Annotated in this window: 13 protein-coding genes; 9 read left to right on the forward strand and 4 right to left on the reverse strand. The window is 70.1% G+C overall.

Features of this window, described 5'->3' with window-relative positions:
• Window positions 1-101: 101 nt before the first annotated feature.
• Complete coding sequence (locus tag RCP38_RS07740) at window positions 102-11150, forward strand: SDR family NAD(P)-dependent oxidoreductase (RefSeq protein ID WP_308476520.1); 11049 nt, start codon at window positions 102-104, stop codon at window positions 11148-11150.
• On the opposite strand, the gene RCP38_RS07745 is transcribed toward RCP38_RS07740, so the two are convergent.
• Complete coding sequence (locus RCP38_RS07745) at window positions 11070-11717, reverse strand: GAP family protein (protein WP_308476521.1); 648 nt, start codon at window positions 11715-11717, stop codon at window positions 11070-11072. The genes RCP38_RS07740 and RCP38_RS07745 overlap by 81 nt on opposite strands.
• Window positions 11718-11721: 4 nt before the next feature.
• Window positions 11722-13029: an MFS transporter gene (locus tag RCP38_RS07750; protein ID WP_308476522.1), complete on the reverse strand. Its 1308-nt coding sequence runs from the start codon at window positions 13027-13029 to the stop codon at window positions 11722-11724.
• A 68-nt stretch (window positions 13030-13097) separates the two neighbouring features.
• Here RCP38_RS07750 and RCP38_RS07755 point away from each other — a divergent pair, with 68 nt between their 5' ends.
• On the forward strand, window positions 13098-14240 hold the full coding sequence (locus RCP38_RS07755; RefSeq protein WP_308476523.1) for a glycosyltransferase family 4 protein: 1143 nt from the start codon (window positions 13098-13100) through the stop codon (window positions 14238-14240).
• A 33-nt stretch (window positions 14241-14273) separates the two neighbouring features.
• On the opposite strand, the gene RCP38_RS07760 is transcribed toward RCP38_RS07755, so the two are convergent.
• A complete protein-coding gene (locus RCP38_RS07760) occupies window positions 14274-16076 on the reverse strand; it encodes an AMP-dependent synthetase/ligase (RefSeq protein WP_308476524.1) in 1803 nt (600 codons plus the stop codon).
• 154 nt (window positions 16077-16230) lie between these two features.
• Here RCP38_RS07760 and RCP38_RS07765 point away from each other — a divergent pair, with 154 nt between their 5' ends.
• The 5 genes from RCP38_RS07765 to RCP38_RS07785 all read left to right on the forward strand — a co-directional run bounded on the left by RCP38_RS07765 (window position 16231) and on the right by RCP38_RS07785 (window position 19690).
• Entirely contained in the window at window positions 16231-16626 is a 396-nt protein-coding gene (locus RCP38_RS07765) for a polyketide cyclase / dehydrase and lipid transport (protein WP_308476525.1), read from the forward strand.
• Window positions 16627-16706: 80 nt separating this feature from the next.
• Window positions 16707-17144, forward strand: a complete 438-nt coding sequence (locus RCP38_RS07770) for an SRPBCC family protein (protein ID WP_308476526.1) — start codon at window positions 16707-16709, stop codon at window positions 17142-17144.
• Window positions 17141-18433, forward strand: a complete 1293-nt coding sequence (locus RCP38_RS07775) for an ArsA family ATPase (RefSeq protein WP_308476527.1) — start codon at window positions 17141-17143, stop codon at window positions 18431-18433. Before RCP38_RS07770 ends, RCP38_RS07775 begins: the two co-directional genes overlap by 4 nt.
• Window positions 18430-18843, forward strand: coding sequence for a hypothetical protein (locus tag RCP38_RS07780; RefSeq protein ID WP_308476528.1), 414 nt, complete (start codon window positions 18430-18432; stop codon window positions 18841-18843). The genes RCP38_RS07775 and RCP38_RS07780 overlap by 4 nt, the downstream gene beginning before the upstream one ends.
• 112 nt (window positions 18844-18955) lie before the next feature.
• Window positions 18956-19690 (forward strand): lysophospholipid acyltransferase family protein, encoded by a 735-nt coding sequence (locus RCP38_RS07785; RefSeq protein WP_308476529.1) that lies wholly within the window; start codon window positions 18956-18958, stop codon window positions 19688-19690.
• Here the strand turns inward: RCP38_RS07785 and RCP38_RS07790 are convergent.
• Window positions 19651-20928 carry a glycosyltransferase 87 family protein gene (locus RCP38_RS07790; RefSeq protein ID WP_308476530.1) on the reverse strand — a complete coding sequence of 426 codons (1278 nt, stop codon included), beginning with the start codon at window positions 20926-20928 and terminating at the stop codon, window positions 19651-19653. The two genes, RCP38_RS07785 and RCP38_RS07790, sit on opposite strands and share 40 nt — an antisense overlap.
• Before the next feature lie 82 nt (window positions 20929-21010).
• On the opposite strand from RCP38_RS07790, the gene RCP38_RS07795 reads away from it, so the two are divergent.
• Together RCP38_RS07795 and RCP38_RS07800 are read left to right on the forward strand one after the other, a co-directional pair.
• A complete protein-coding gene (locus tag RCP38_RS07795) occupies window positions 21011-22033 on the forward strand; it encodes a hypothetical protein (protein ID WP_308476531.1) in 1023 nt (340 codons plus the stop codon).
• Complete coding sequence (locus RCP38_RS07800) at window positions 22030-22527, forward strand: polyadenylate-specific 3'-exoribonuclease AS (RefSeq protein ID WP_308476532.1); 498 nt, start codon at window positions 22030-22032, stop codon at window positions 22525-22527. Before RCP38_RS07795 ends, RCP38_RS07800 begins: the two co-directional genes overlap by 4 nt.
• Window positions 22528-22529 lie beyond the last annotated feature (2 nt).

Here is a 22529-nt window from a genome sequence, read left to right on the forward strand (position 1 = left end):
TAGCGGCCGACCACGGGGGAGTCTTGGTGGGCGATTGGGGGCGGGCTCGGATATCACGTGCGACCGGGGCCTGGCCCGTTGGGGCATGGGAAGGGACCGTTATGGCACCCCTCGGGGATCCGGAAGAGTCGTCACCTGGTTTCGCGATCATCGGCTATGCCGCGCGCCTGCCCGGCGCAGCGGATGCCGATCAGTTCTGGCACGTGCTGCGCGACGGGCGCGACGCGGTCTCGGAGGTTCCCGATGATCGCTGGGACGCCGACGAGTTCTTCGACCCGGAACCGGGCACACCCGGCAAGGTGGTCACCCGGCGGGCCGGATTCGTCGACGACGTAACGGGATTCGACGCCCCGTTCTTCGGGATCTCCGCCCGCGAGGCACGGCTACTCGATCCGCAGCACCGGCTGTTGCTGGAGACGGCCTGGCGTGCGGTGGAGCATTCGGGCACCTCCCCGGCGGCGTTGGCCGACAGTGACACCGGTGTTTTCGTCGGTTTGGCGACCCACGACTACCTGGGGATGGCATCCGACGAGCTGACCTACCCGGAGATCGAGGCCTACATGGCCATCGGGACGTCGAACGCCGCGGCGGCCGGCCGGATCAGCTACCGACTGGGGCTGCAGGGTCCCGCGGTCGCCGTCGACACGGCCTGCAGCTCGTCACTGGTGGCCATCCACCAGGCCTGCCAGGCGCTGCGGCTGGGCGAATGCGATCTGGCGTTGGCCGGCGGGGCGAACGTACTGCTGACGCCGGCCACCATGATCACGTTCTCGCACGCCCACATGCTCGCCCCCGACGGCCGGTGCAAGACCTTCGACGCCGCCGCCGACGGCTATGTGCGTGGCGAGGGCTGCGGCGTCATCGTCATCAAGCGGCTTGAGGACGCCATCGCCGACGGCGACCGGATCCGGGCGGTCATCCGGGGCAGCGCGATCAACCAGGACGGGGCCTCGGGCGGCCTGACCGTGCCCAACGGCGTCGCCCAGCAACGGGTGATCCGTGAGGCGTTGAACCGCGCCGGTGTCGAACCCGGCGACGTCGACTACCTGGAGGCCCACGGGACCGGAACGTCATTGGGTGACCCGATCGAGGCGCAGGCGGCGGGCGCGGCGTTCGGTGCGGGACGCGAGGCGGACCGGCCGCTGCTGATCGGCTCGGCGAAGACCAACATCGGTCATCTCGAGGCGGCCGCCGGAATCGCCGGCGTCATCAAGGTGATCCTCGCCCTCGAGCACGAACTGTTGCCGGCGCACCTGAACTTCCATGACCCGTCACCGCACATCCCCTGGGAACGGTTGCCGCTGAAGGTCGTTGAGGAGGCCACCGCGTGGCAACGCAACGGCCGGCGCCGCATCGCCGGCGTCAGCTCGTTCGGGTTCGCCGGGACCAACGCCCACGTCATCATCGAAGAGGCGCCCGCGGTACCCGTGCCGCCGGCGGCGGGAGCCGACCCGGGGTCGGCGCGATTCCGCGTTCTGCCGCTGTCGGCGCGGACGCCGACCGCGTTGGTGACGCTCGCCGGTCGGTACCGCGCCTGGTTGGACGCACATCCGGAGGCGACGACTGCGGACCTGTGTTTCACCGCTGGGACGGCGCGGGCGCACCTCGAACACCGTGCGGCGCTGGTGGTGAATTCGCGGGAGTCGGCCGGTGAGCTACTCGGCGCGCTCGCCGACGATCGCCCGGCACCCGGGTTGGTGCGCGGCGGTACCGGCGACCGGCCCAAGACGGCATGGCTTTTCACCGGCCAGGGCAGCCAGTATCCGGGCATGGCGCGCGGGTTGTACGCGGCCGAGCCGGTGTTCGCCGAGACGGTGGACCGGTGTGCCGAGGTATTGGCGGACGTCCTGGACAGACCGTTGCTGGACGTCGTCTTCGATGTCGACGGTCCCGAGGCCGAAGCGACGCTGCGCCAGACGGCGTATGCGCAACCCGCATTGTTCGCCGTCGAGATGGGTTTGGCCCGGCTCTGGCAGTCGTGGGGGCTGGAACCCGATGTGGTCCTGGGCCACAGCGTCGGCCAGTACGCGGCGGCGTGCGTGGCCGGGATGATCGGTCTCGACGACGGCGCCCGGTTGATGGCCGAGCGGGGCCGCCTCTTCGGCAGCCTGCCCGCCGGTGGCCGCATGGTCGCGGTGTTCACCGACGCGGACCGCGTCGAGGGCGTGGCCGCGGACTTTCCCGGCCTGTCCGTGGCCGCCTACAACGGCGCGAACACCGTGCTGTCCGGACCGGAGCAGGACCTCGACCAGGCGGTCGCCCGACTGGCCGCCGCCGGTATCCGCTGTGACCGGCTGGAGACCAGCCATGCCTTCCACTCGGCCCTGCTGGACCCGATCCTCGACGAATTCGAGTCCTACGCCGACCGGTTCGGCTATGCGCCGCCGACCAAGACCCTGGTCTGCAATCGCACCGGCACCGCGATCGGGCGCAGCGTCAAGCTGGACGGCAACTACTGGCGCCGGCATGCGCGACAGCCGGTGGAGTTCGCCAGGAGCGTGCGCACCCTGTCCGAGCTGGGCTGCAAGCTGCTGCTGGAGATCGGGCCGCAACCGGTGCTCACGGCCGCCGCACTGCGGGCCTGGCCCGACCCGGCCACCACGCCGAAGGCCATCGCATCCCTGCGCCGCAACACCGCCGACCAGCGGCAGATCACCGAAGCCCTCGCGGACGCCTACGTGGCGGGGCATCGACCCGACTTCGGGTCCGTCGGGATGTCGCAGGCCCGCAAGGTCGATCTGCCCGGCTACCCCTTCGAACACCGCGGCTACTGGTACCGCGACGACCGGCAACGGCCCAACCAGCAGCAGCACACCGCGGTCGGCACCGAAACCCTCCGGATGCTCGAGGACGGCCGGGTCGCAGAGCTGGCCGCCCTGCTCGACGACGGCAACGCCGACCCGCAGACCCTGACGGTGTTGTCAAAGCTTGCCGCGCAACACAATCAGCAGCGCAAAGCACACTCGATCGCCGATGCGCGCTACGAGTTCCGCTGGGAGACGTCGACGACGCCGGTCACCGGACCCGGCGAATCCGACGGGACGGCCTGGTTCGTCGTCGGCGACGGCTCCGGCGACACGGCGGCGTTGACCGCGGCGCTGACCGGCGGCGGGCACCGCCATCAGGTGCACGGGTTGCCGCAGACGGACGCCGAGGAGGCAGCGCTGGCAGCGGCGCTGCGCGCCGCGGCGGCCGATACACCCGAGCTACGCATCCTGCACGTGGCGGGCCTCGACGCCGAAGACGGCCCGCAGGACGGGTCACCGGCACGCATGCAGCACGCGGTGCTCGGTGGAACCCGCCGACTGTTCCGGGCGGCGGCCGCCGCCGAACTGCGTCGACCCGTCTGGGTGGTGACCCGCGGTGCGCAACGGGTCACCGACACCGACGACGTCGCACCGGACCAGAGCTGCCTGTGGGGCTTCGGCCGTGCCGCCGCACTGGAGTATCCGCAGTTCTGGGGCGGCCTGGCAGACCTCGACCGGACCGGCCCCGAACCGTGGCCGCGGCTGATCGAGCAGATCGCGCAATCCGGTGATCCGGGCCCGCGCGAAGACCAGATCGCGCTGCGCGGCGACGCCGTCTACGTTCCGCGCCTGGTTCGCCGCGACGCCGAACCGGCGGCGACACCGCTGGTATTGCGCTCGGACGCCACGTATCTGGTGACCGGCGGGCTGGGCTCGATCGGATTGGAGATCGCGTCGTATCTGGCCGCCCACGGCGCCGGGAACCTGGTGTTGACCGGTCGACGCGCACCCGGCGACGCCGCCCGGGCGCGGATTGCTGCGCTCAGCACTCAGTACGGCTGCAATGTGCGTATCGTCGCCGCCGACGTCGCGCAGGCCGACGACGTCGCGGATCTGCTGGCGGTCGTGCGGGCGGAGCTGCCGCCGCCGGCCGGGATCGTCCACGCCGCCGGCGAGATCGGCACCAGTCCGCTCAGCGCCCTCGACGATGCCGAGATCGATCGGGTCTTCGCCGGAAAGGTATGGGGCGCCTGGCATCTTGCCCAGGCCGCGACAGACCTGGAGCTGGATTTCTTCGTCTGCACGTCGTCGATCGCCTCGGTCTGGGGTGGATTCGGCCAGACCGCCTACGGGGCGGCCAACGCCTTCCTCGACGGGCTGGCCTGGCGACTGCGCGCCCGGGGCATCCCGGGGGCCAGCGTCGGCTTCGGGCCCTGGTCGGTCGGGATGGCCGACGAGGAGTCGCGGGCCCGGCTGGGCAAACGGGGCATCCGCACCCTGTCGCCGGCCGATGCACTCGCCGGTATGGCCGATGTGGTCGCCGCAGCCGCCGCGGGCGGACCCGCCCACGGCGTCGTCGCACGGGTCGACTGGGAACGATTCCTGCCGCTGTACCAGCAGGCCGGCCGGCATCCGTTCCTGGCGGACCTGGAGCGCGAGGTCCCCGGCGTCGGTGCTGCGACTCCGACCGCGGCCGGGAAGACCGAACTGGTCGAACGGCTCGCGGCCGCACCGGTGCAACAACGCCGCAAGCTGCTCTCGGACTATCTGCGCGATGCGGTCGCCGAGGTGACCCGGGTCGATCCGGCCGAGATCCGCGCCGACGCGGGCTTCTTCGATCTCGGCATGGATTCGCTGATGGCGGTGGAACTGCGCCGCCGAATCGAACAGGGCGTCGGCAAGGAGATCCCGGCGACCCTGGCGATGGACTACCCGCGACTGTCCGACGTGGTGGACTACCTGCTCGGCGACGTCCTCGAACTCGGGGACCCGGCATCGGCGAAATCACGGACCGCGGCACCGGTGGGGCCGGCGGCACCGGCCGACGAGCCGATCGCGATCGTCGCGGTGTCGTGCCGCTTCCCCGGGGCGCCCGACCCGGAATCCTTCTGGGAAGTGCTGGCCGGCGGCGTCGACGCGATCCGCGAGGTGCCCGAAGACCGGTTCGACATCGACGAGTTCTACGACCCCGACCCGGAGACCCCGGGCAAGACCTACAGCCGGTTCGGCGGGTTCCTCGACGGAATCGACGAATTCGACCCGGAGTTCTTCGGGATCTCACCCCGCGAGGCGGTCTGGATCGAGCCGCAACAGCGGCTGATGCTCGAAACCGTCTGGGCGGGCCTGGAACGGGCCGGGTACGCGCCGTCATCGCTGCGCGGCAGCCGAACCGGCGTCTTCGTGGGGGTGGCGGCCAACGAATACGCGCACCTGCTGTCGGCCGAACCGATCGACAAGATCGAGCCGTACTTCATCACCGGCAACGCCCTCAACGCGATCTCCGGGCGGGTCGCCTTCGCGCTGGGCTTCGAGGGCCCGGCCGTGGCGGTCGACACCGCGTGCAGTTCCTCGCTGGTGGCCGTCCATCAGGCCTGTCTGGCGTTGCGCTCCGGCGACTGCGACCTGGCCGTCGCCGGTGGGGTGAACGTCCTGCTCAGCCCGGTGACCGTGATCGCCGCCTCGCGCGCCCGGATGCTCTCCCCGGTGGGGCGCTGCAAGACCTTCGACGCCTCCGCCGACGGTTACGTGCGCAGCGAAGGCTGCGGGATCCTGGTACTCAAGCGGCTCGGGGATGCGGTCCGCGACGGCGACCGGATCGCCGCGGTCATCCCGGCCAGCGCGATCAACCAGGACGGAGCCTCCAGTGGGCTGACCGTCCCCAACGGCGGAGCGCAACAACGGCTCATCGGGACCGCCCTGGCCCGTGCCGGGTTGGTGGGCGGCGACGTCGACTACCTCGAGGCGCACGGCACCGGCACCCCGCTGGGCGATCCCATCGAGGTCCAGGCGGCCGGGGCGGCCTATGCGGACGGCCGTGCCGCGGACCGCCCCCTGCTGATGGGATCGGTGAAGACCAACATCGGCCACCTCGAATCGGCGTCGGGCGCCGCCGGACTGATCAAGGTGGTGTTGTCGCTGCAACACGCGATGCTGCCGTCGAGCCTGCACTTCGACAATCCGTCACCGCACATCCCGTGGGATTCGTTGCCGGTGCGGGTGGTCGACAGCCCCCGGCCCTGGGAAGCCAACGGCCGACCGCGTCGCGCCGGGGTGAGTTCCTTCGGCTTCACCGGCACCAACGCCCACGTGCTGATCGAAGAAGCACCACCGGCCCCACCGGCCCCCGACGTGGAGGAGGCACCGGCGGTCACCGGCGCGGCCGCGGGCACCGTCGAGGTACTGCCGCTGTCGGCGCGTTCCCCCGAAGCACTGCTGGCATTGGCGCACCGGTATGCGGCCTGGCTGGACGGACACCCCGACGTCGACATCGCCGAGGTCTGCCGGACCGCCGGGGTGGGGCGCTCGCATTTCGACCACCGGGCCGCCCTGGTGGTGGACTCGGTACGCAGCGCGGACGAGGCACTGACGGATCTGGCCGACAACCGACTGCGTCCCGGCGTGCTGCGCGGCGAATGCGCGGACCGGCCCACCACCGCATGGCTTTTCACCGGACAGGGCAGCCAGTACCCGGGGATGGCCCGAGAACTGTTCGAGGCCGAGCCGACGTTCGCCGAGACCGTCCGGCGGTGCGCCGAGGCCGTCGACGGCATGCTGGCGCGACCGTTGCTCGAGGTGCTGTTGGCCACCGACCCCGAGGCGGCGGAACTGTTGCAGCACACTTCGTTCGCCCAGCCGGCGCTGTTCGCCGTCGAGATGGGTCTGGCCCGGCTCTGGCAGTCGTGGGGTATCGAACCCGATGTCGTGTTGGGGCACAGCGTCGGGCAGTACGCGGCGGCGTGCGTCGCCGGAGTCTTCGGCCTGGAGGACGGTGCCCGGCTGATGGCCGAGCGCGGCAGGCTCTTCGGCGCGCTACCCGCCGGTGGCCGGATGGTCGCGGTGTTCGCCGACGCGGCGCGCGTCGAGGAGGGCGCCAAGGCGTTCCCGCGCGTCTCGGTCGCCGCCTATAACGGGCCCAACACGGTCTTGTCGGGGCCGGCGGAGGACCTGGAGCAGGTGGCCGCGGCATTCGGCGAGGACGCGGTGCGCTGCAGTTGGCTGCAGACCAGCCACGCGTTCCACTCCGAGTTGCTGGATCCGGTGCTCGACGAGTTCGAGGCATACGCCGGAACACTGCAGTACGCGGTGCCGACGTTGCCGTTGGTGTGCAACCGCACCGGAACCGTCCTGATGGCCGATACGCCGCTGGACGCGCAGTATTGGCGCCGGCATTCCCGCCAACCGGTGCAGTTCGCCGAAAGCGTGCGGACCGTGGCGGGACTCGGGTGCTCGGTGCTGATGGAGCTCGGGCCGCAACCGGTCCTGACCGGAAACGCGATCCAGGTCTGGCCGGAGCATCTGGCCGCACCGCGCGCCATCGTGTCGCTGCGCAAGGGCATCGGCGACCGGCGCCAGATCGCCGATGCACTGGCCGGCGCCTACGTCAGCGGCCATCGACCCGATTTCGGTGCGCTGCACCGCTCCTCGGGACGCGTCGAGCTGCCGACCTATCCGTTCCAGCGTCGCCGGTTCTGGCCCCGATCGTCCGGGGTCACCGTGGACGGCCCGGTGGTGTCGGGCATCCTCGGCAGTGCGAAGGATCTGGCGTCCGGCGATTCGGTCTACACCAGCCGGCTGTCGGTCAAATCGCAGCCGTGGCTGGCCGACCACGTCATCTACGGCACCGTCGTGGTACCCGGAGCGACCTACGCGGCGATGGCGCTGGCGGCGGTCGGCCCGCCGGCCCGGGTGAAAGACGTCTTCTTCTACGAACCGATCATCCTGCCCGAGAAAAGCTCCCGGGAGGTCCAGCTGACCCTGCACCCGTTGGAGGACGGCGCCGCGAGCGGTGCCGGATGGAACTTCCGGGTGCACAGCCGTCCCTACGGTGTCCACGACGCCGAATGGGCGCTCAACGCCGACGGCGTGGTGGTCTCGGGCATCGACGACGAGCCGGAGGCGGAACTCGATCCCGTCGACGCCGCCCTGGAGCGACTGCAACGCATGCGCCCGCAGGAACTGTTCGAGACCTTCGCCGACATGGAACTGGCGTGGGGACCGAACTGGTCGGGCTGCCTGAAGGCGTTGTGGCTCGGCGACGGGGAGGCGATCGGCGACATCACCGTGGGCGCGGAACTCGCCGAGAACCTGGGCGCCGAACCCATGCACCCGGTCCTGCTCGACCTGTGCACCGGCGTGGCGTTCCCGGCGTTCCCGGCGCTGCTCGCCGCCGAGCAGGGCATCCACGACCTGTTCCTGCCGCTGCGGTACGGCCAGGTGACGCTGGCCGAGAAAATGCCGCGGCGGTTCTACTGCCGCGCCCGGTGGCATGCCGCCGCACTGGACGGCGAAACCCAGGTCTTCGACCTCGATTTCGTCGACCGGGACAACCGGCGGCTCGGCGGCATCCGCGAGTTCACCGTCAAGCGCGCCCCGCGTGAGGCCCTGCTGCGCGGACTCGGCGGCGACACCAACCGGTTGCTGTACAGCCTCGGCTGGCACGAGGTGCCGGCCGCCGTCGACGACGCCGGATCGCCCGCCGGGACCTGGCTGGTCGCCGGTTTCGACGAGCTGGCCGACCGGCTGCCCGGCGCCATCGCGTTGGACCGCACCACCGATCCGGAACCGCTGGGGCAACTGCTGGCCGAGGCGCACCGGCGTGGGATGCCCTTCGCCGGTGTCGTCTGGCGCAGTGCCGGTGCGGGGGACGGGGAGTCGAGCGGGGAGTCGGCGACCCGGTTGGAAGACGAGATCGGCCAGCTGCTCGGGGCGGTGCATGCGGTGCAGCGTGAGGCCGCGATCAAGCTGCCCGGCGGCCTGTGGATCGTCACCGAACGGGCCGTGGCCACCGAATCCGGTGAACCCGCCGATCCGGTGCAGGCGGCGTTGTGGGGGCTCGGGCGCACCATCGTCAACGAGGAACCGGCGCTGAACTGCAAACTGATCGATCACGACGGGTCCGCCGTCGGCGTGCGGATACTGGCCGGTCTGCTGGCGGCCCCGCCGAACGAAGCCGAGTTCGCCCTGCGGCAGGGAAAGTTGCTGGCGCCGCGCCTGCTGCAGTGGGCGCGCAGCGGTCACCTGGCGGTGCCGCGCGGCACCGACTACGCGTTGGCCCCGACCGAACGCGGCGCAATCGACAACCTGCGGCTGACCGAAACGCAGGTGCCGCCGCCGGAGGCCGGCTATGTGCAGGTCCGGGTGGAGGCCGCCGGGCTGAACTTCCGCGACGTGCTCAACGTGCTGGGCCTCTACCCGGGAGATCCGGGGCCGATCGGCGGGGACTTCGCCGGTGTCGTCACCGCAGTCGGTGAGGGTGTGCTGGGACTCGAGGTCGGTCAGCGGGTCTACGGTTCCATGCAGGGCGCGTTCGCCAGCCGCTTCAATGTGCCGGCCCAGTTCGCCGCGCCGATCCCGGACGGGGTGAGCGCGGTGCAGGCCGCGACGATTCCGGCCGCGGCACTCACCGTCCGGCTCTCGTTCGACTGGGCGAAGCTCAATCCCGGCGACAAGGTGCTCATCCACGCCGCCAGCGGTGGTGTCGGATTGGCCGCCGTCCAAATGGCCCAACAGCATGGTGCCGAGGTGTATGCGACGGCGAGCGCCTTCAAACGGGCAACGCTGCGCAAGCTCGGCGTGAAGCATGTCTATGATTCGCGCACAACAGATTTCGCCGATCAAATTCTCGCGGACACCGACGGGTCGGGCGTGGATGTGGTGCTCAACAGCTTGACCAACGACGGCTTCATCGAAGCGACCCTGCGAGCGACGGCACCGGGCGGTCGGTTCGCCGAGATCGCCAAGCGAGACATCTGGACCGCCGAACAGATGGCCGAGGTTCGCCCCGACATCGCCTACGAGATCGTTGCGTTGGACACCGTGATGTTCACCGAGCCCGACCGGATCCGTACCTTGCTCGCCGAGGTGTCCGACGGCTTGGGCAAGGGGGAGTGGTCGCCGTTGCCGGCGGAGATCTACCCCCTGGCCGAGGCCAAGACCGCGTTCCGCCGCATGCAGCAGGCCCGGCACATCGGCAAGATCGTTCTGGCCATGCCCGCGCCGTTGCAGCCGCGCGGTGACCGCAGCTACCTGGTCACCGGCGGACTCGGGGCGATCGGCCTGCACGTGGCGGGGTACCTGGCCCAACTCGGCGCCGGTGACATCGTGCTGACCGGCCGGCGGGGGCCGGACGCCGACGCGCGCCGGGTGATCGACGAGATCACCGAACGCCACAAGTGCCGTATCCACACCTTCGCCGCGGACGTCGGCGAGGAGACGGAGGTGGCGCAGCTGCTGGACCGTATCCGCGCCGAGCTGCCCCCACTGGCCGGCGTGGTGCATCTGGCCGGTGTGCTCGACGATGCGCTGCTCTCCGAGCAGACCCCGGAAAGATTCCGTACCACCTTGGCGCCCAAGGCCTTCGGGGCCTGCTATCTGGATCGCATGACCGGCGACGACGACCTGGAGTTCTTCATCGTGTCCTCGTCGGTGTCGAGCCTGCTCGGCGCACCCGGTCAGGCCAACTATTCGACCGCCAACGCCTACCTCGACGGTCTGGTCGCCCGGCGTCAGGCATCGGGCCTGCCGGCGACCGGAGTGAACTTCGGCCCCTGGGCCCAGGGCGGTATGGCGTCCTCGGATGCGGCCCGGGCCAATATCGGCGCGCAGGGCCTGGTCCCGTTGGAGCCGTCGGCGGCGCTCGGGGCGCTCGCGGTGGTGGTCGCCAACGGATGCCCGCAGGCGGCCGTGCTCAAAGCCAACTGGCAGCGCGCGGCGAAGGTACTGGGCAGCTCCCGCCCACCGATGCTGGACCTGGTGTTGCCCAGTGCCGCAGGCGAAGCCACCGGTGACGCCGAACTACTGCGGCAACTGCAGGAGATCCCGGTCGCCCAGCGCGGTGACTTCATCACCGAGTTCCTGCAGCGCGAGGTGCAGGGCTTCCTGCGACTGGCGCAGCCGCCGGCACCGACCAGCCGCTTTCTGGACCTGGGCACCGATTCCCTGATGGCGGTGGAACTCCGCAACCGGTTGCACAGCCAGTTCGGCGGCGCGTTCACGATCAATGCGACCGCGGTATTCGACTATCCGACGATCGGCGGCCTGGGCGAGTATCTGGCCGGCCAGTTGCCGGATCCGGAATCGGAAGCCGGCGCACAATCGGCCGCGTCAGCGGGTGACGACACCGGCGGTGAGCAACCCGGCGCCGACGACGGCGAGCGCGACGGCGACCTGGGCCGGGCTCCGTGACCGGATCCAGGCGTTGACCGCGGTGACCGCGCTCTGCGTGGCCTGCGGTGCGAAAACATAGGCCAGCAGCGGAATCTCGATGGGTGTGAAGGCCACGGCGTGGTACAGCGTCAACGCGCCCACCTGGGTGGCGGCCGCCGACCCGGAGGCCAGGATCACGGTCAGGGCGGCCAGGTAGTCCACCGACGGCAACGCGATCCCCAGGCCGGCGGCCGCGGCGAGCCAGAGCGAGGTGCCCTGCAGCAGTCGTCGGGTGGGCCGGTCCGCCGATTCCCGGCGGGGACGCGCCCAGCGGTGCCTGGTGGCCACCGCGGCGGCGGCCAGCAGCGCCAGCGCGCCGATCAGGATCTGCACGTGCGGCACGGTCACGAACGTCCAGTCGAGCAGTCGGTGCCGAAGGACGAACAGGACGATCAACCCGACGGTCATGCCCATCGCGATGCCGCCGCACAGGAACGCCGCCAACTGCAGCATCGGTCGCGGCCGGTTCAACATCAGGACCGTCATCCCGATCCGGAACGGTTCCAGGCTGACGGCGAGTGCCATCACCAGGACGGTCAGCCACATGGGGTCAGGTCGCTTCGCGGGGTACCCGCACGGCGAACATCGCGATCAGACCGGCCGCCAGCACCACACACAGTCCACCCATCCCGGCCCGATCGGTGCCGAACAGGTCGACGAAGGTGAAGAACATCCACGGCGCCAGGAACGACGCGGTGCGTCCGGCGGTGGTGTACAGGCCGAACGCCACCCCCTCCTTGCCCGGCGCGGACATCCGCAGCATCAGGGCCCGGGCCGAGGCCAGGATCGGGCCGACGAACAGGCACAGCAGCAGCCCGCAGACCCAGAACGCCGTCGGACCGGAGGCGGCCAACAGGGCCGACCCGATCACCACCATGACCGCCAGCGAGCCGATGATGACCGGTTTGGGGCCGGCGCGGTCGGCGAGCAGACCGCCCAGCACCGCACCGATCGCGGCGACGATGCTCACGCAGACGCCGAAGATCAGCACGTCGGCCTGCGAGATCCCGTACACGCTGACACCGAGCACCGCGCCGAACGCGAAGATCCCGGTGAGTCCGTCGCGAAAGACCGCGCTGGCCAGCAGGTAGTAGACGACGTGGTGATCGCGCCGCCACTCGCTCTTCACCTCCTGCCACAGTGCGCGATAGGTGCCGGCGAGGCGGACCGCCGGCGGCGGTCCGACCGGCGGGGGCGTGGGCAGCAGGAACAGCAGCGGGCAGGCGAACACCACCAGCCACGCCGCGGCCACCAGCATGGCCACCCGGATGTACTGGCCGTGGGCCACCGTCAGTCCGAAGATGCCCCGGGTATCGCCGTCACCGGAGATGAACCCGACATAGAGGACCAGCAGCAGCAACACACTGCCGAAGAATCCGGACGCCGAACCGATGCCGGAGATCCGACCGGTGTTCTGCGGAGTGGACAGTTGGCTCAGTGCGGCGTTGTAGGGCACCGTCGCCAGATCGCTGCACGCCGCGGTACACGCCAGCAGCAGCAGACCCGGTGCCAGATACCGGTAGTCGTCGTCGATCAGGCTCATCGACGCCGTCATGACCACCACCAGTCCGGTGAAGACCGACAGCACGGTGCGCCGGCGGTGCGGCGCGTCGACCCACACCCCGATCGCCGGCGCCAGCAGTGCGACGCACAACCCGGCTACGGTCAGTGCCCGGCCCAGCCAACTCGCGGGCGTCGTGTCGCCGGGCAATCCGTCACCCACCTGCGCGGTGAGGTAGACCGAGAACACGAAAGTGCCGACCACGGCGTTGACGCCCGTCGCGCCGCAGTCCCACAACGCCCAGGCCACCACACGCGACCGCGCGGTGGTCGGCGCATCAGTCGTGCGGCTACCCATGCCGGCACCCCTTCTTCGGCGACGTGACGATTGGGTGCCGGTCGGCACCGGCCGCTAGCATCCCACGGGTGAGTCGGGTCCTGCTGGTGACCAATGATTTTCCGCCGCGCCCCGGCGGGATCCAGTGCTACCTCGAGGAGCTGGTACGGCGTATCGCCGGCAGCGGACGCCATGAGGTCACCGTCTATGCGCCGAAGTGGAAGGGCGCCGAGGCCTTCGACGACGCGGCGAACTCCGCGGGTTATCGGGTGGTTCGGCACCCGGGCACGCTGATGCTGCCGGGCCCGTCCGTGGACAACCGGATGCGGCGGCTCATCGGGGAGTCGGGGGCCGAGACCGTCTGGTTCGGGGCGGCCGCACCGCTGGCGCTGCTGGCGCAGCGGGCGCGTGCGGCCGGGGCGCGCAGGGTGGTGGCCAGCACCCACGGCCACGAGGTGGGCTGGTCGATGGTGCCGGGCGCCCGCTCGGTGCTGCGCCGGATCGGCGAGACCTGCGACACCGTCACATTCGTCAGTCACTACACCCGCGGCCGGTTCGCCTCGGCGTTCGGCCCCGACGCCGCACTGGAGCATCTGCCGCCCGGGGTGGACACCGACCGCTTCCGGCCGGATCCGGCGGCCCGCGCCGAACTGCGGGCCCGGCACGGCCTCGGGGAGCGCCCCACCGTGGTGTGCGTTTCGCGGCTGGTGCCGCGCAAGGGCCAGGACATGCTGATCAGGGCGTTGCCGGCGATCCGGGCACGGGTCGAAGGAGCCGCCCTGGTGATCGTCGGCGGCGGGCCCTACGCCGAGACGCTGCACAAGCTGGCCGTGGAGTGCGGCGTGGCCGATGCGGTGACGTTCACCGGCGGCGTACCGGCCGCCGAGTTACCCGGCTACTACCTGCTCGGCGACGTGTTCGCGATGCCGTGCCGCACCCGGGGTGCCGGGTTGGACGTGGAGGGTCTGGGCATCGTGTTCCTGGAGGCCTCCGCAGCCGGTGTCCCGGTGGTGGCCGGTGACTCCGGCGGTGCCCCCGAGACCGTGCTGCCGGAGCGGACCGGCCTGGTGGTCGACGGTCGCGCCGTGGACCAGATCGGTGCGGCGGTGGGCGGATTGCTCGCCGATCCCGACCGGGCCGCGGCGATGGGCGCCGCGGGCCGCGAATGGGTGACCGGCAACTGGCGCTGGGATGCGCTGGCGACCCGGATGGGCACCCTGCTGCAGGCCTGAACCGGCCGCGGTGCGCCTCGCCGAAGGCCCGGCTCAGCCCTTGGCGTAGATCTCCTCGATCGCGTCGGCGAACTTCTGCGCCACCACGTTGCGCTTGACCTTCAGTGTCGGGGTCAGCTCACCGGTGGCCTCGGTGAAGTCCACCGGCAGGATCGAGAACTTGCGGATCGATTCGGCGTGCGACACCGACAGGTTGGCCTGTTTGACCGCGCCGTCCACCTCGGCGAGCAGGTCCGGGTCGGTCACCAGATCCGCCACCGTGTCGCTGTCGGCCTTGCCGTTGCGCTGCTTCCAGCCTTCGATGGCCTCGGGGTCGATGGTGATCAGGGCCCCGATGAACGGCTTGGCGTCGCCGACGACCATCGCCTGGCTGATCAGCGGGTGGGAGCGCAACTGGTCCTCGAGTACCGCGGGTGCGACGTTCTTGCCGCCGGCGGTGACGATGATCTCCTTCTTGCGGCCGGTGATCTTCAGGTAGCCCTCGGCGTCGATGTGGGCCAGGTCGCCGGTGCGGAACCAGCCGTCGACGAACGCGTCGGCGGTGGCCGCGTCGTTCTGCCAGTAACCGTGGAACACCACACCGCCGCGCACCAGCAGTTCGCCGTCGTCGGCGACCCGCATGCTGTTGCCCGGCACCAGCTTTCCGACCGTCCCGACCTTCATCCCGCTGACCGGGTTGACGGTGATGGCCGCGGTGGTCTCGGTCAGCCCGTAGCCCTCGTAGATGGACAGCCCGACACCCCGGTAGAAGTGCCCCAGCCGCTCACCCAGCGGTGCCCCGCCGGAGACCGACGCGCGGCAGTTGCCGCCCAGCGCCGAGCGCAGCTTGTGGTAGACGAGCTTGTCGAACACGGCGTGCTTGACGCGCAGCAGCAGTCCCGGACCGCCGTGATCGAGGGCTTCACTCCAGTCCACCGCGGTCTGCGCCGCGATCTCGAAGATGCGGCCCTTGCCGTCGTTGGCGGCGTTCTGCGCCGCGGTGTTGTACACCTTCTCGAACACCCGCGGTACCGACACCACCACGGTCGGCTTGAACACCGAGAACATCGGCACCAGGTTCTTGATGTCGCTGGTGAATCCGACGGTGACCCGGTTCGCGAAGCCACCGATGCTCAGGGCGCGGGCCAGCACGTGGGCCAGCGGCAGGAACACCAGCAGGCGCTGCCCGGGAGTGAGCAGCGTCGGCAGGGCGGCCTGGGTGCCGCGCACCTCGTGCAGCAGGTTGGAGTGGGTGAGCTGGCAGCCCTTGGGGCGCCCGGTGGTGCCCGAGGTGTAGATCAGCGTCGCCGGGTCGGTGGCGCGCAGCGCGGCCAGTCGTGCGGTGACCTGCTCGGGATCCTGACCGGCACCGGCCGCGGCGAGTTCGTCGAGGGCCTGCGGGCCCGAGCCGTCGATGGTCAGCACGTGGCGCAGCGCGGGCAGGTCATCGGCCAGTTCGTTGACGATCTGGGTGTGCGCGTCGGTCTCGGCGAACGCCGCCACCGCGCTGGAGTCCTGCATGACCCACCGGACCTGCTCGGCCGAGGACGTCTCGTAGATCGGGACGGTCACCGCGCCGATGGACAGGATCGCGTAGTCGAGGATCGCCCACTCGTAGCGGGTGGCCGAGAAGATCACGACCCGGTCGCCGGCCTGCACACCCTGCGCGATCAGCCCCAGGGCCGCCGAACGGACCTGCGCGGCGGCCTCCGCGCAGCTGACATCGGTCCAGACACCGTCGACCAGTCGCTGATAGATGACGAAGTCGGGGTGGTTGCGCTCGTGCTCGAAAACAACCGCAGCGACGTTGTCGTGCTCCTCGACGGTGAACGGCGCGGGAACACTGAACTCACGCATTGCGATGACCTCTCTTGCCAGCATGGGTGTCGACCCGCCCAGCCTAGTCGGCGCCCGGTCACGGTGTGATGGTGGTCACCGTCGAAACCTCCGATGGTCCCTGAGCACCCAGGGTGTTCCACCTGATGGAATCGGCATATGTGAAGCTGGGGCGATGAACAGTATCCAGGTTGCCGACGAGACGTTCGTCGCCGCCTCCGGCGAGCAGGTCGGTGCGGTCGTCGGAGACCCGTCGAGTTGGCGGCGGTGGTGGCCGGACCTCCAACTCCAGGTGGTCGAGGACCGCGCCGACAAGGGTGTCCGCTGGACGGTGGGCGGGCCGTTGACCGGCACCATGGAGATCTGGCTGGAACCGATGCTCGACGGTGTGCTGCTGCACTACTTCCTGCACGCCGAACCGACCGGCGTGACCGGGCGGCAGCTGGCCAGACTGAACCTCGCGAAGCTGAACCACCGCCGCCGGGTGGCCGGCAAGCGGATGGCCTTCGAGGTCAAGGACCGCCTGGAGCGTTCCCGGCCGGTCGGGGTCTCGCCGCTCGCCGTGCATTGATCCGGTCCCACCGGTGGCGGCGAGGTAGCGTCTCTGCCGAGAACCGGTGGTAGGTGCGAACGAGTTAGGGAAGTAGCCGCGTGGCGGACAAGACAGCTCAGACGATCTTCATCTCCGCAGATCCGGACGCCGTGATGACGGTGATCGCCGACATCGCCGCCTATCCCGACTGGGTCTCGGAGTACACCGAGGCCGAAGTGCTCGAAACCGATGCCGACGGTTACCCGAAGGTGGCCCGGCTGGTGCTGGACGCCGCGGTACTCAAAGACACCATGGTGCTGGACTACGACTGGGCGGCGGACCGCCGGTCGGTGCGGTGGTCGCTGGTGTCGAGTTCGCTGCTCAAAGCGCTGGACGGTGCATATCGCCTGACGCCCAAGGGATCCGGGACCGAAGTGGTCTACGAGCTGTCGGTGGACCTGATGATTCCGATGATCGGTCTGCTCAAGCGCAAGGCGGAGCGGCGATTGACCGACACCGCGCTCAAGGACCTTAAGAAGCGAGCAGAGGCTGAGTGAAGCCGCCGGAATCCGTGCCGCCCACGGCGATCGGCCTGTTCGTCGGCAAAGGGGGTGTGGGAAAGTCCACCTGCGCAGCGGCGAGCGCTGTTGTCCAGGCCTGCGCCGGAAACCGGGTGCTACTGATCTCCACCGACCAGGCCCACTCGGTCGGTGACGTACTCGGGGTTGCGGTGACCCCCAGCGGCGCGCGGGACGCCCGCGAGGCCGTCGCGGTGACGCTCGACGACGCCGCTCCGCAGACCGGAAGCCTCGAGGTCCTGGCGCTCGACACCCTGGCGCTGCTCGAGGCGCATTGGGTCGGCGTCGCCGACGTCCTGGCTGCGCGTTTCCCGGAATCGGATCTGGGAAGTGTTGCTCCCGAAGAACTTTCCGCGCTACCCGGCATCCAGGAGGTGCTGGGCCTGCACGAGGTCGTCGAGCTGGCCGACAGTCGACGGTGGGACCTCGTCGTCGTCGACTGCGCCTCCACCGCCGACGCGATGCGGATGTTGACGTTGCCGGCCACGGTGGCGCTCTATGCGGAGCGGTCCTGGCCGCGGCACCGCAGGCTCAGCGGTACCGAAGATCCCCGTTCGACCGCTCTGGTCGAGCTGATCGAGCGGGTCAGCGGCGCCGCCGAGCGGCTGGCCGAGCGGTTGACCGACGAGACGTCGGTGGCCGCGCACCTGGTGCTGACCGCGGAACGCGTGGTGGCCGCCGAAGCCGTTCGGACGCTGGGTGCGCTGTCGCTCAGCGGTGTCCGGGTGGCCGAGCTGATCGTCAATCAGATTTTGCCGCAGGATGATTCGTACGCCTACGACAACCTGCCCGCGCATCCGGCGTTCGACTGGTACACCGCGCGGATCGGCGAGCAGCAGCGGGTCCTCGAAGAACTCGACCGTGCGATCGGCGACGTGGCGATGGTGCTGGTCCCGCATCTGGCGGGCGAACCGATCGGCCCCCGGGCCCTGGGTGAGCTGCTCGACAGCAGTCGGCGCCGGGACGGTTCGGCACCGCCCGGCCCGCTGCGGCCGGTGGTCGATCGGGAGTCCGGTTCCGGGCTGGGGGCGGTCTACCGGCTGCGGCTAGAGTTGGCCCAAGTCGATTCCGGCGCGCTGCGCCTGGGGCGATCCGGTGACGACCTGATCATCGGTGCCGGTGCTACCCGGCGCCGGGTACGGCTGGCGTCGGTGCTGCGGCGATGCACGGTCAGCGACGCGACCCTGCGGGGCAGCGAACTGACGGTGCGCTTCCGGCCGGATCCGCGACTGTGGCCGGCGAGTGCTGACGAGGAGGTGCGACGGTGACCGCTGGCGCGCACCGCGATCTCGGCGAGCTCGGGCCGGAACTGCGCAGGCTGGCCCAGGCGATCCTGGATCGGCTGGACCCGGCGGTGCGGGCGGCGGCGCTGCTCGCGGCCGCCGGCGACGGCCCGGGCAAATGCCAACAGGTGTGGTGCCCGGTCTGCGCGCTGGTGGCGTTGGTCAACGGGGAAGAGCACCCCCTGCTCACCGTCGTCGCCGAACACAGCACCGCGCTCTACGACGTGATCCGTGCGGTGGTCGCCGAGGGCGGCGGGACCGGGCCTACGCCGGAACCGCCCGGACCGCCCGACGGCGCCCCGCCGAGTGGCGACGGCGCCCCGCCGGCCAATCGGCCCGGCTATCAACACATTCCGGTCACCATCGAAACCGATAACGGCCACCCTGAAAGCTGAGGAATTCCGCGGAATTCGCGCTGTGACGAATCACCGTGTGGCTCTGGGCACCCCCGGTCGGTAAAGTTGGCGCGAACACGGTCGCCTTAGTCGGGGGCAGGAGGGAGGGGCCATGTGGTACTGGCTGGTCAAGTACGTCTTCTTCGGACCTCTGCTGTCTCTGATCGGGCGGCCGAAGGTCGAGGGACTCGAAAACATCCCCGACGAGGGCGCGGCGATCCTGGCGAGTAATCACCTCGCCGTGATGGACAGCTTCTATCTGCCGCTGGTGGTGCGCCGCCGGATCACCTTCCTGGCCAAGTCGGAGTACTTCACCGGCACCGGATTCAAGGGCTGGCTCACCCGCACGTTCTACACCGCGGTCGGGCAGGTTCCCATCGACCGGGACAACTCCGATGCCGCGCAGGCCGCGTTGAACACCGCCGCGCGGATTCTGTCGCAGGGCAAGCTGCTCGGTATCTACCCCGAGGGCACCCGTTCGCCCGACGGCCGGCTGTACAAGGGCAAGACCGGGCTGGCCCGGCTCGCGTTGCACACCGGCGTCCCGGTGATCCCGGTCGTCATGATCGGCACCGACGTCGTCAACCCACCCGGCACCAAGATGCTGCGGTTCGGCCGGGTCACGGTCCGGTTCGGTGAGCCGATGGACTTCTCCCGCTTCGAGGGCATGGCCGACAACCGCTTCATCGAACGGGCCGTCACCGACGAGGTCATCTACGAGCTGATGCGACTGTCCGGGCAGGAATACGTCGACGTCTACGCCGCTAGCCTGAAGAACGGTGTTCCGGAAACCAGCGGGACGGCAGGTCAGCCGGTCGCCCGGTTTCCGGAGACCGCCGCGGGCTGATCCGGGACCGGCTGCCGGAGCGGCCGAAGCGTCGCGCCGGCCGTGATGATCACCGCCAGCGCCCACCACATGTACGAGGCCCCGCCCAGCTGACGCCACCACGTCGCGCCCACCTCGTGGTGTTCGGGCAACAGATACACCGGGCTGGCCACCATCAGCACCGCCCCGACCGCGCCCAACACCGTCAGGCCGGTGCAGTCGTGCCGCCGGCCCAGCACCCACGTGACCACCACGGCCGGCAGCATCCACACCCAATGGTGTGACCACGACACCGGTGAGACGACCAACCCGAACAGCGCCACGCAGATCAGGGCCAGCATCGGAGCGTCCGCGGCCAGAACCCGGCGGACCGCCCACACCGTGATCGCCAGCACCAGCAGACTCGCCAGCACCCAGAACACGAACCGCTGGTGCTCGCTCAACGGAAGCCGCGCCAACGCGCCGGCCACGTTCTGATTGGTGTTCAGCGCGGCGCCACCGATCCGATCGGTGTGCCCGATGGTGCCCGTCCAGTACTGCCACGAATCACGCCAGGCCAGCGCGAAACCGACCAGGGTCGCGGCCAGGAACGACGCCGTCGTCGTCGCTGCGGCCCGCAGGTCGCGCCGCAGCAGGAAATACAGCAGGAATACCGCCGGGGTCAGTTTGAGCGCCACCGCCACACCCAGCAGCAACCCGCGCGGCCACGGGGTGCGCCGCGGGACGCAGTCGGCGAGCACCAGCGTCATCAACACGACGTTGATCTGCCCGAAGCCCAGATTCGACCGGATCGGTTCGGACACGACCGCCGCGACCGCCACGATCGCCGCCGCCAGCCACAGTCGACGCGCCCACAGCGGCTCACCGGTGCGGTCCGGTCCGGGCCGCACGCCCAGGCCGGCCAGCACCAGTGCCATCGCCACCACCAGCAGCACCAGCGTGGTGCAGGTGATCGCCGCCGTGGCGGCCGGCAGCGACAGCCAGGTGAACGGGGCGAACACGATCGCGGCCAGCGGGGGATAGGTGAACGGCAGGTCGAGTCCGCCCTGTGTGGTGAACAGCGACCCGTCGGCGTACAGCGGCTGACCGTCCAGCCAGGCCTGCGCCCCCATCCGGTAGACGTCGATGTCGATCCGGTACGGCCAGAAGGTCAGTACCCAGTACGTCGCCGAACCCAGGAGCCCGAGGGTGAGTACTTGAAATGCCCGCCAGATGACGAGCCGCTGGTCAACCCGGTCGGACGGGCCCGATCTATTCATGGTGAGCAACAGACTATCGGTGCCCACGCCATGCCGACGGTCATCCGGGCGCGGTGCGCGGCGAGGGCGTACGTTCTGTTAGGTGCTCGAATGGTTCGAAGACGACATCGTCGGCCGTGGCAGACTGCCGCTGCTGTGCTGTCTGTTGGCGTTCCTGGTGACGTTTCTGGTGACCCGGTCGGTGGTCCGCTACATCCGCAGTCGGCCCGCCGATGCCGGTGAACCCCGGTGGTGGCAGCCGCGAAATCTGCATTTCGGTTCCAAACACATCCACCACGTGGTCTTCGGGGTGGTGCTGGTGATGGTCTCGGGGGTGACCCTGGTGGCGATGGGCGCCGGGGCGCGCGAACCGGCGTTCAGCCTCGCCGCGATCGGGTTCGGCATCGGGGCCGCGCTGGTGCTCGACGAGTACGCGCTGATCCTGCACCTGTCCGACGTGTACTGGGAGGAGGACGGGCGTGCCTCGGTGGATGCGGTGTTCGCCGCCGCCGCGGTCACCGGACTGCTGGTGCTGGGTTTTCATCCGCTGACGTTCGTGTTGTCGACGTGGCATGACACGTCGTCGCCGCTGATCCACGCCGGGGTGATCGCCGGCCTGGTGATGGCGTTGCCGTTGGGTGTGGTGGTGTTGTTGAAAGGCAAGGTGTGGACCGGATTGCTCGGGATGTTCTTTTTTCCGCTGCTGGTGGTGGGCGCGGTGCGGCTGTCGAGGCCGCACGCGCCGTGGGCGCGCTGGCGTTACCTGACCAACGCCGAGCGGATGAACCGGGCGCTGGAGCGGGAACGCCGGCTGCGCCGGCCGGTGATCCAGGCGAAGCTCTGGCTGCAGGATGCGATCGCCGGCCAACCGCAGGTGCCCGATGACCATGTCGTGGACGCCGAACTCGACCGCGACGTGCGGGCGGCGTCGGCTCCGACCGTGCAGTTCATGATTCGCCGCCAGGTACCCATCGGCCGGCCGCCGGAGCGGCCGGTACCGGCGGCGGGCGGCCCGGTCCGGCCACCGATGCGTCCGGCACCCAACCGGGTGGTCGCCGAGGCGTCGGCGCCGACCATGCCGGTCGCGATTCCGCGCATCCACCGGCCGGGCGGTCCGCCGCGGTGAAATATTTCTACGACACCGAGTTCATCGAAGACGGCCGCACCATCGAACTGATCTCGATCGGGGTGGTCGCCGAGGACGGCCGCGAATATTACGCGGTCTCCACCGACTTCGACCCGGGCCGGGCCGGGCCGTGGGTGCGCACCCACGTGCTGCCCAAGCTGCCGTCACCGGCGTCGAAGGCATGGCGCTCGCGCAGTCGCATCCGCGCCGACCTGGAGGAGTTCCTGGGTGTGGCCGACGGGCACCGCGGCGAGCCGATCGAGCTGTGGGCCTGGGTGGCCGCCTACGACCACGTGGTGCTCTGCCAGCTGTGGGGGACCATGCCGGATCTGCCGGAGCCGATCCCACGGTTCACCCATGAGCTGCGGCAACTGTGGGAGGACCGCGGCCGGCCCCGGCTGCCACCGCGGTCGGCGGGCAGTCACGACGCCCTGGTCGACGCCCGCGATCAGTGGCGGCGCTACCAGGTGATTACCGGGGTGCAACAGCCCTGATC

Source organism: Mycolicibacter sp. MU0083 (genome assembly GCF_963378075.1).
GTDB classification, from domain to species: domain Bacteria; phylum Actinomycetota; class Actinomycetes; order Mycobacteriales; family Mycobacteriaceae; genus Mycobacterium; species Mycobacterium kokjensenii.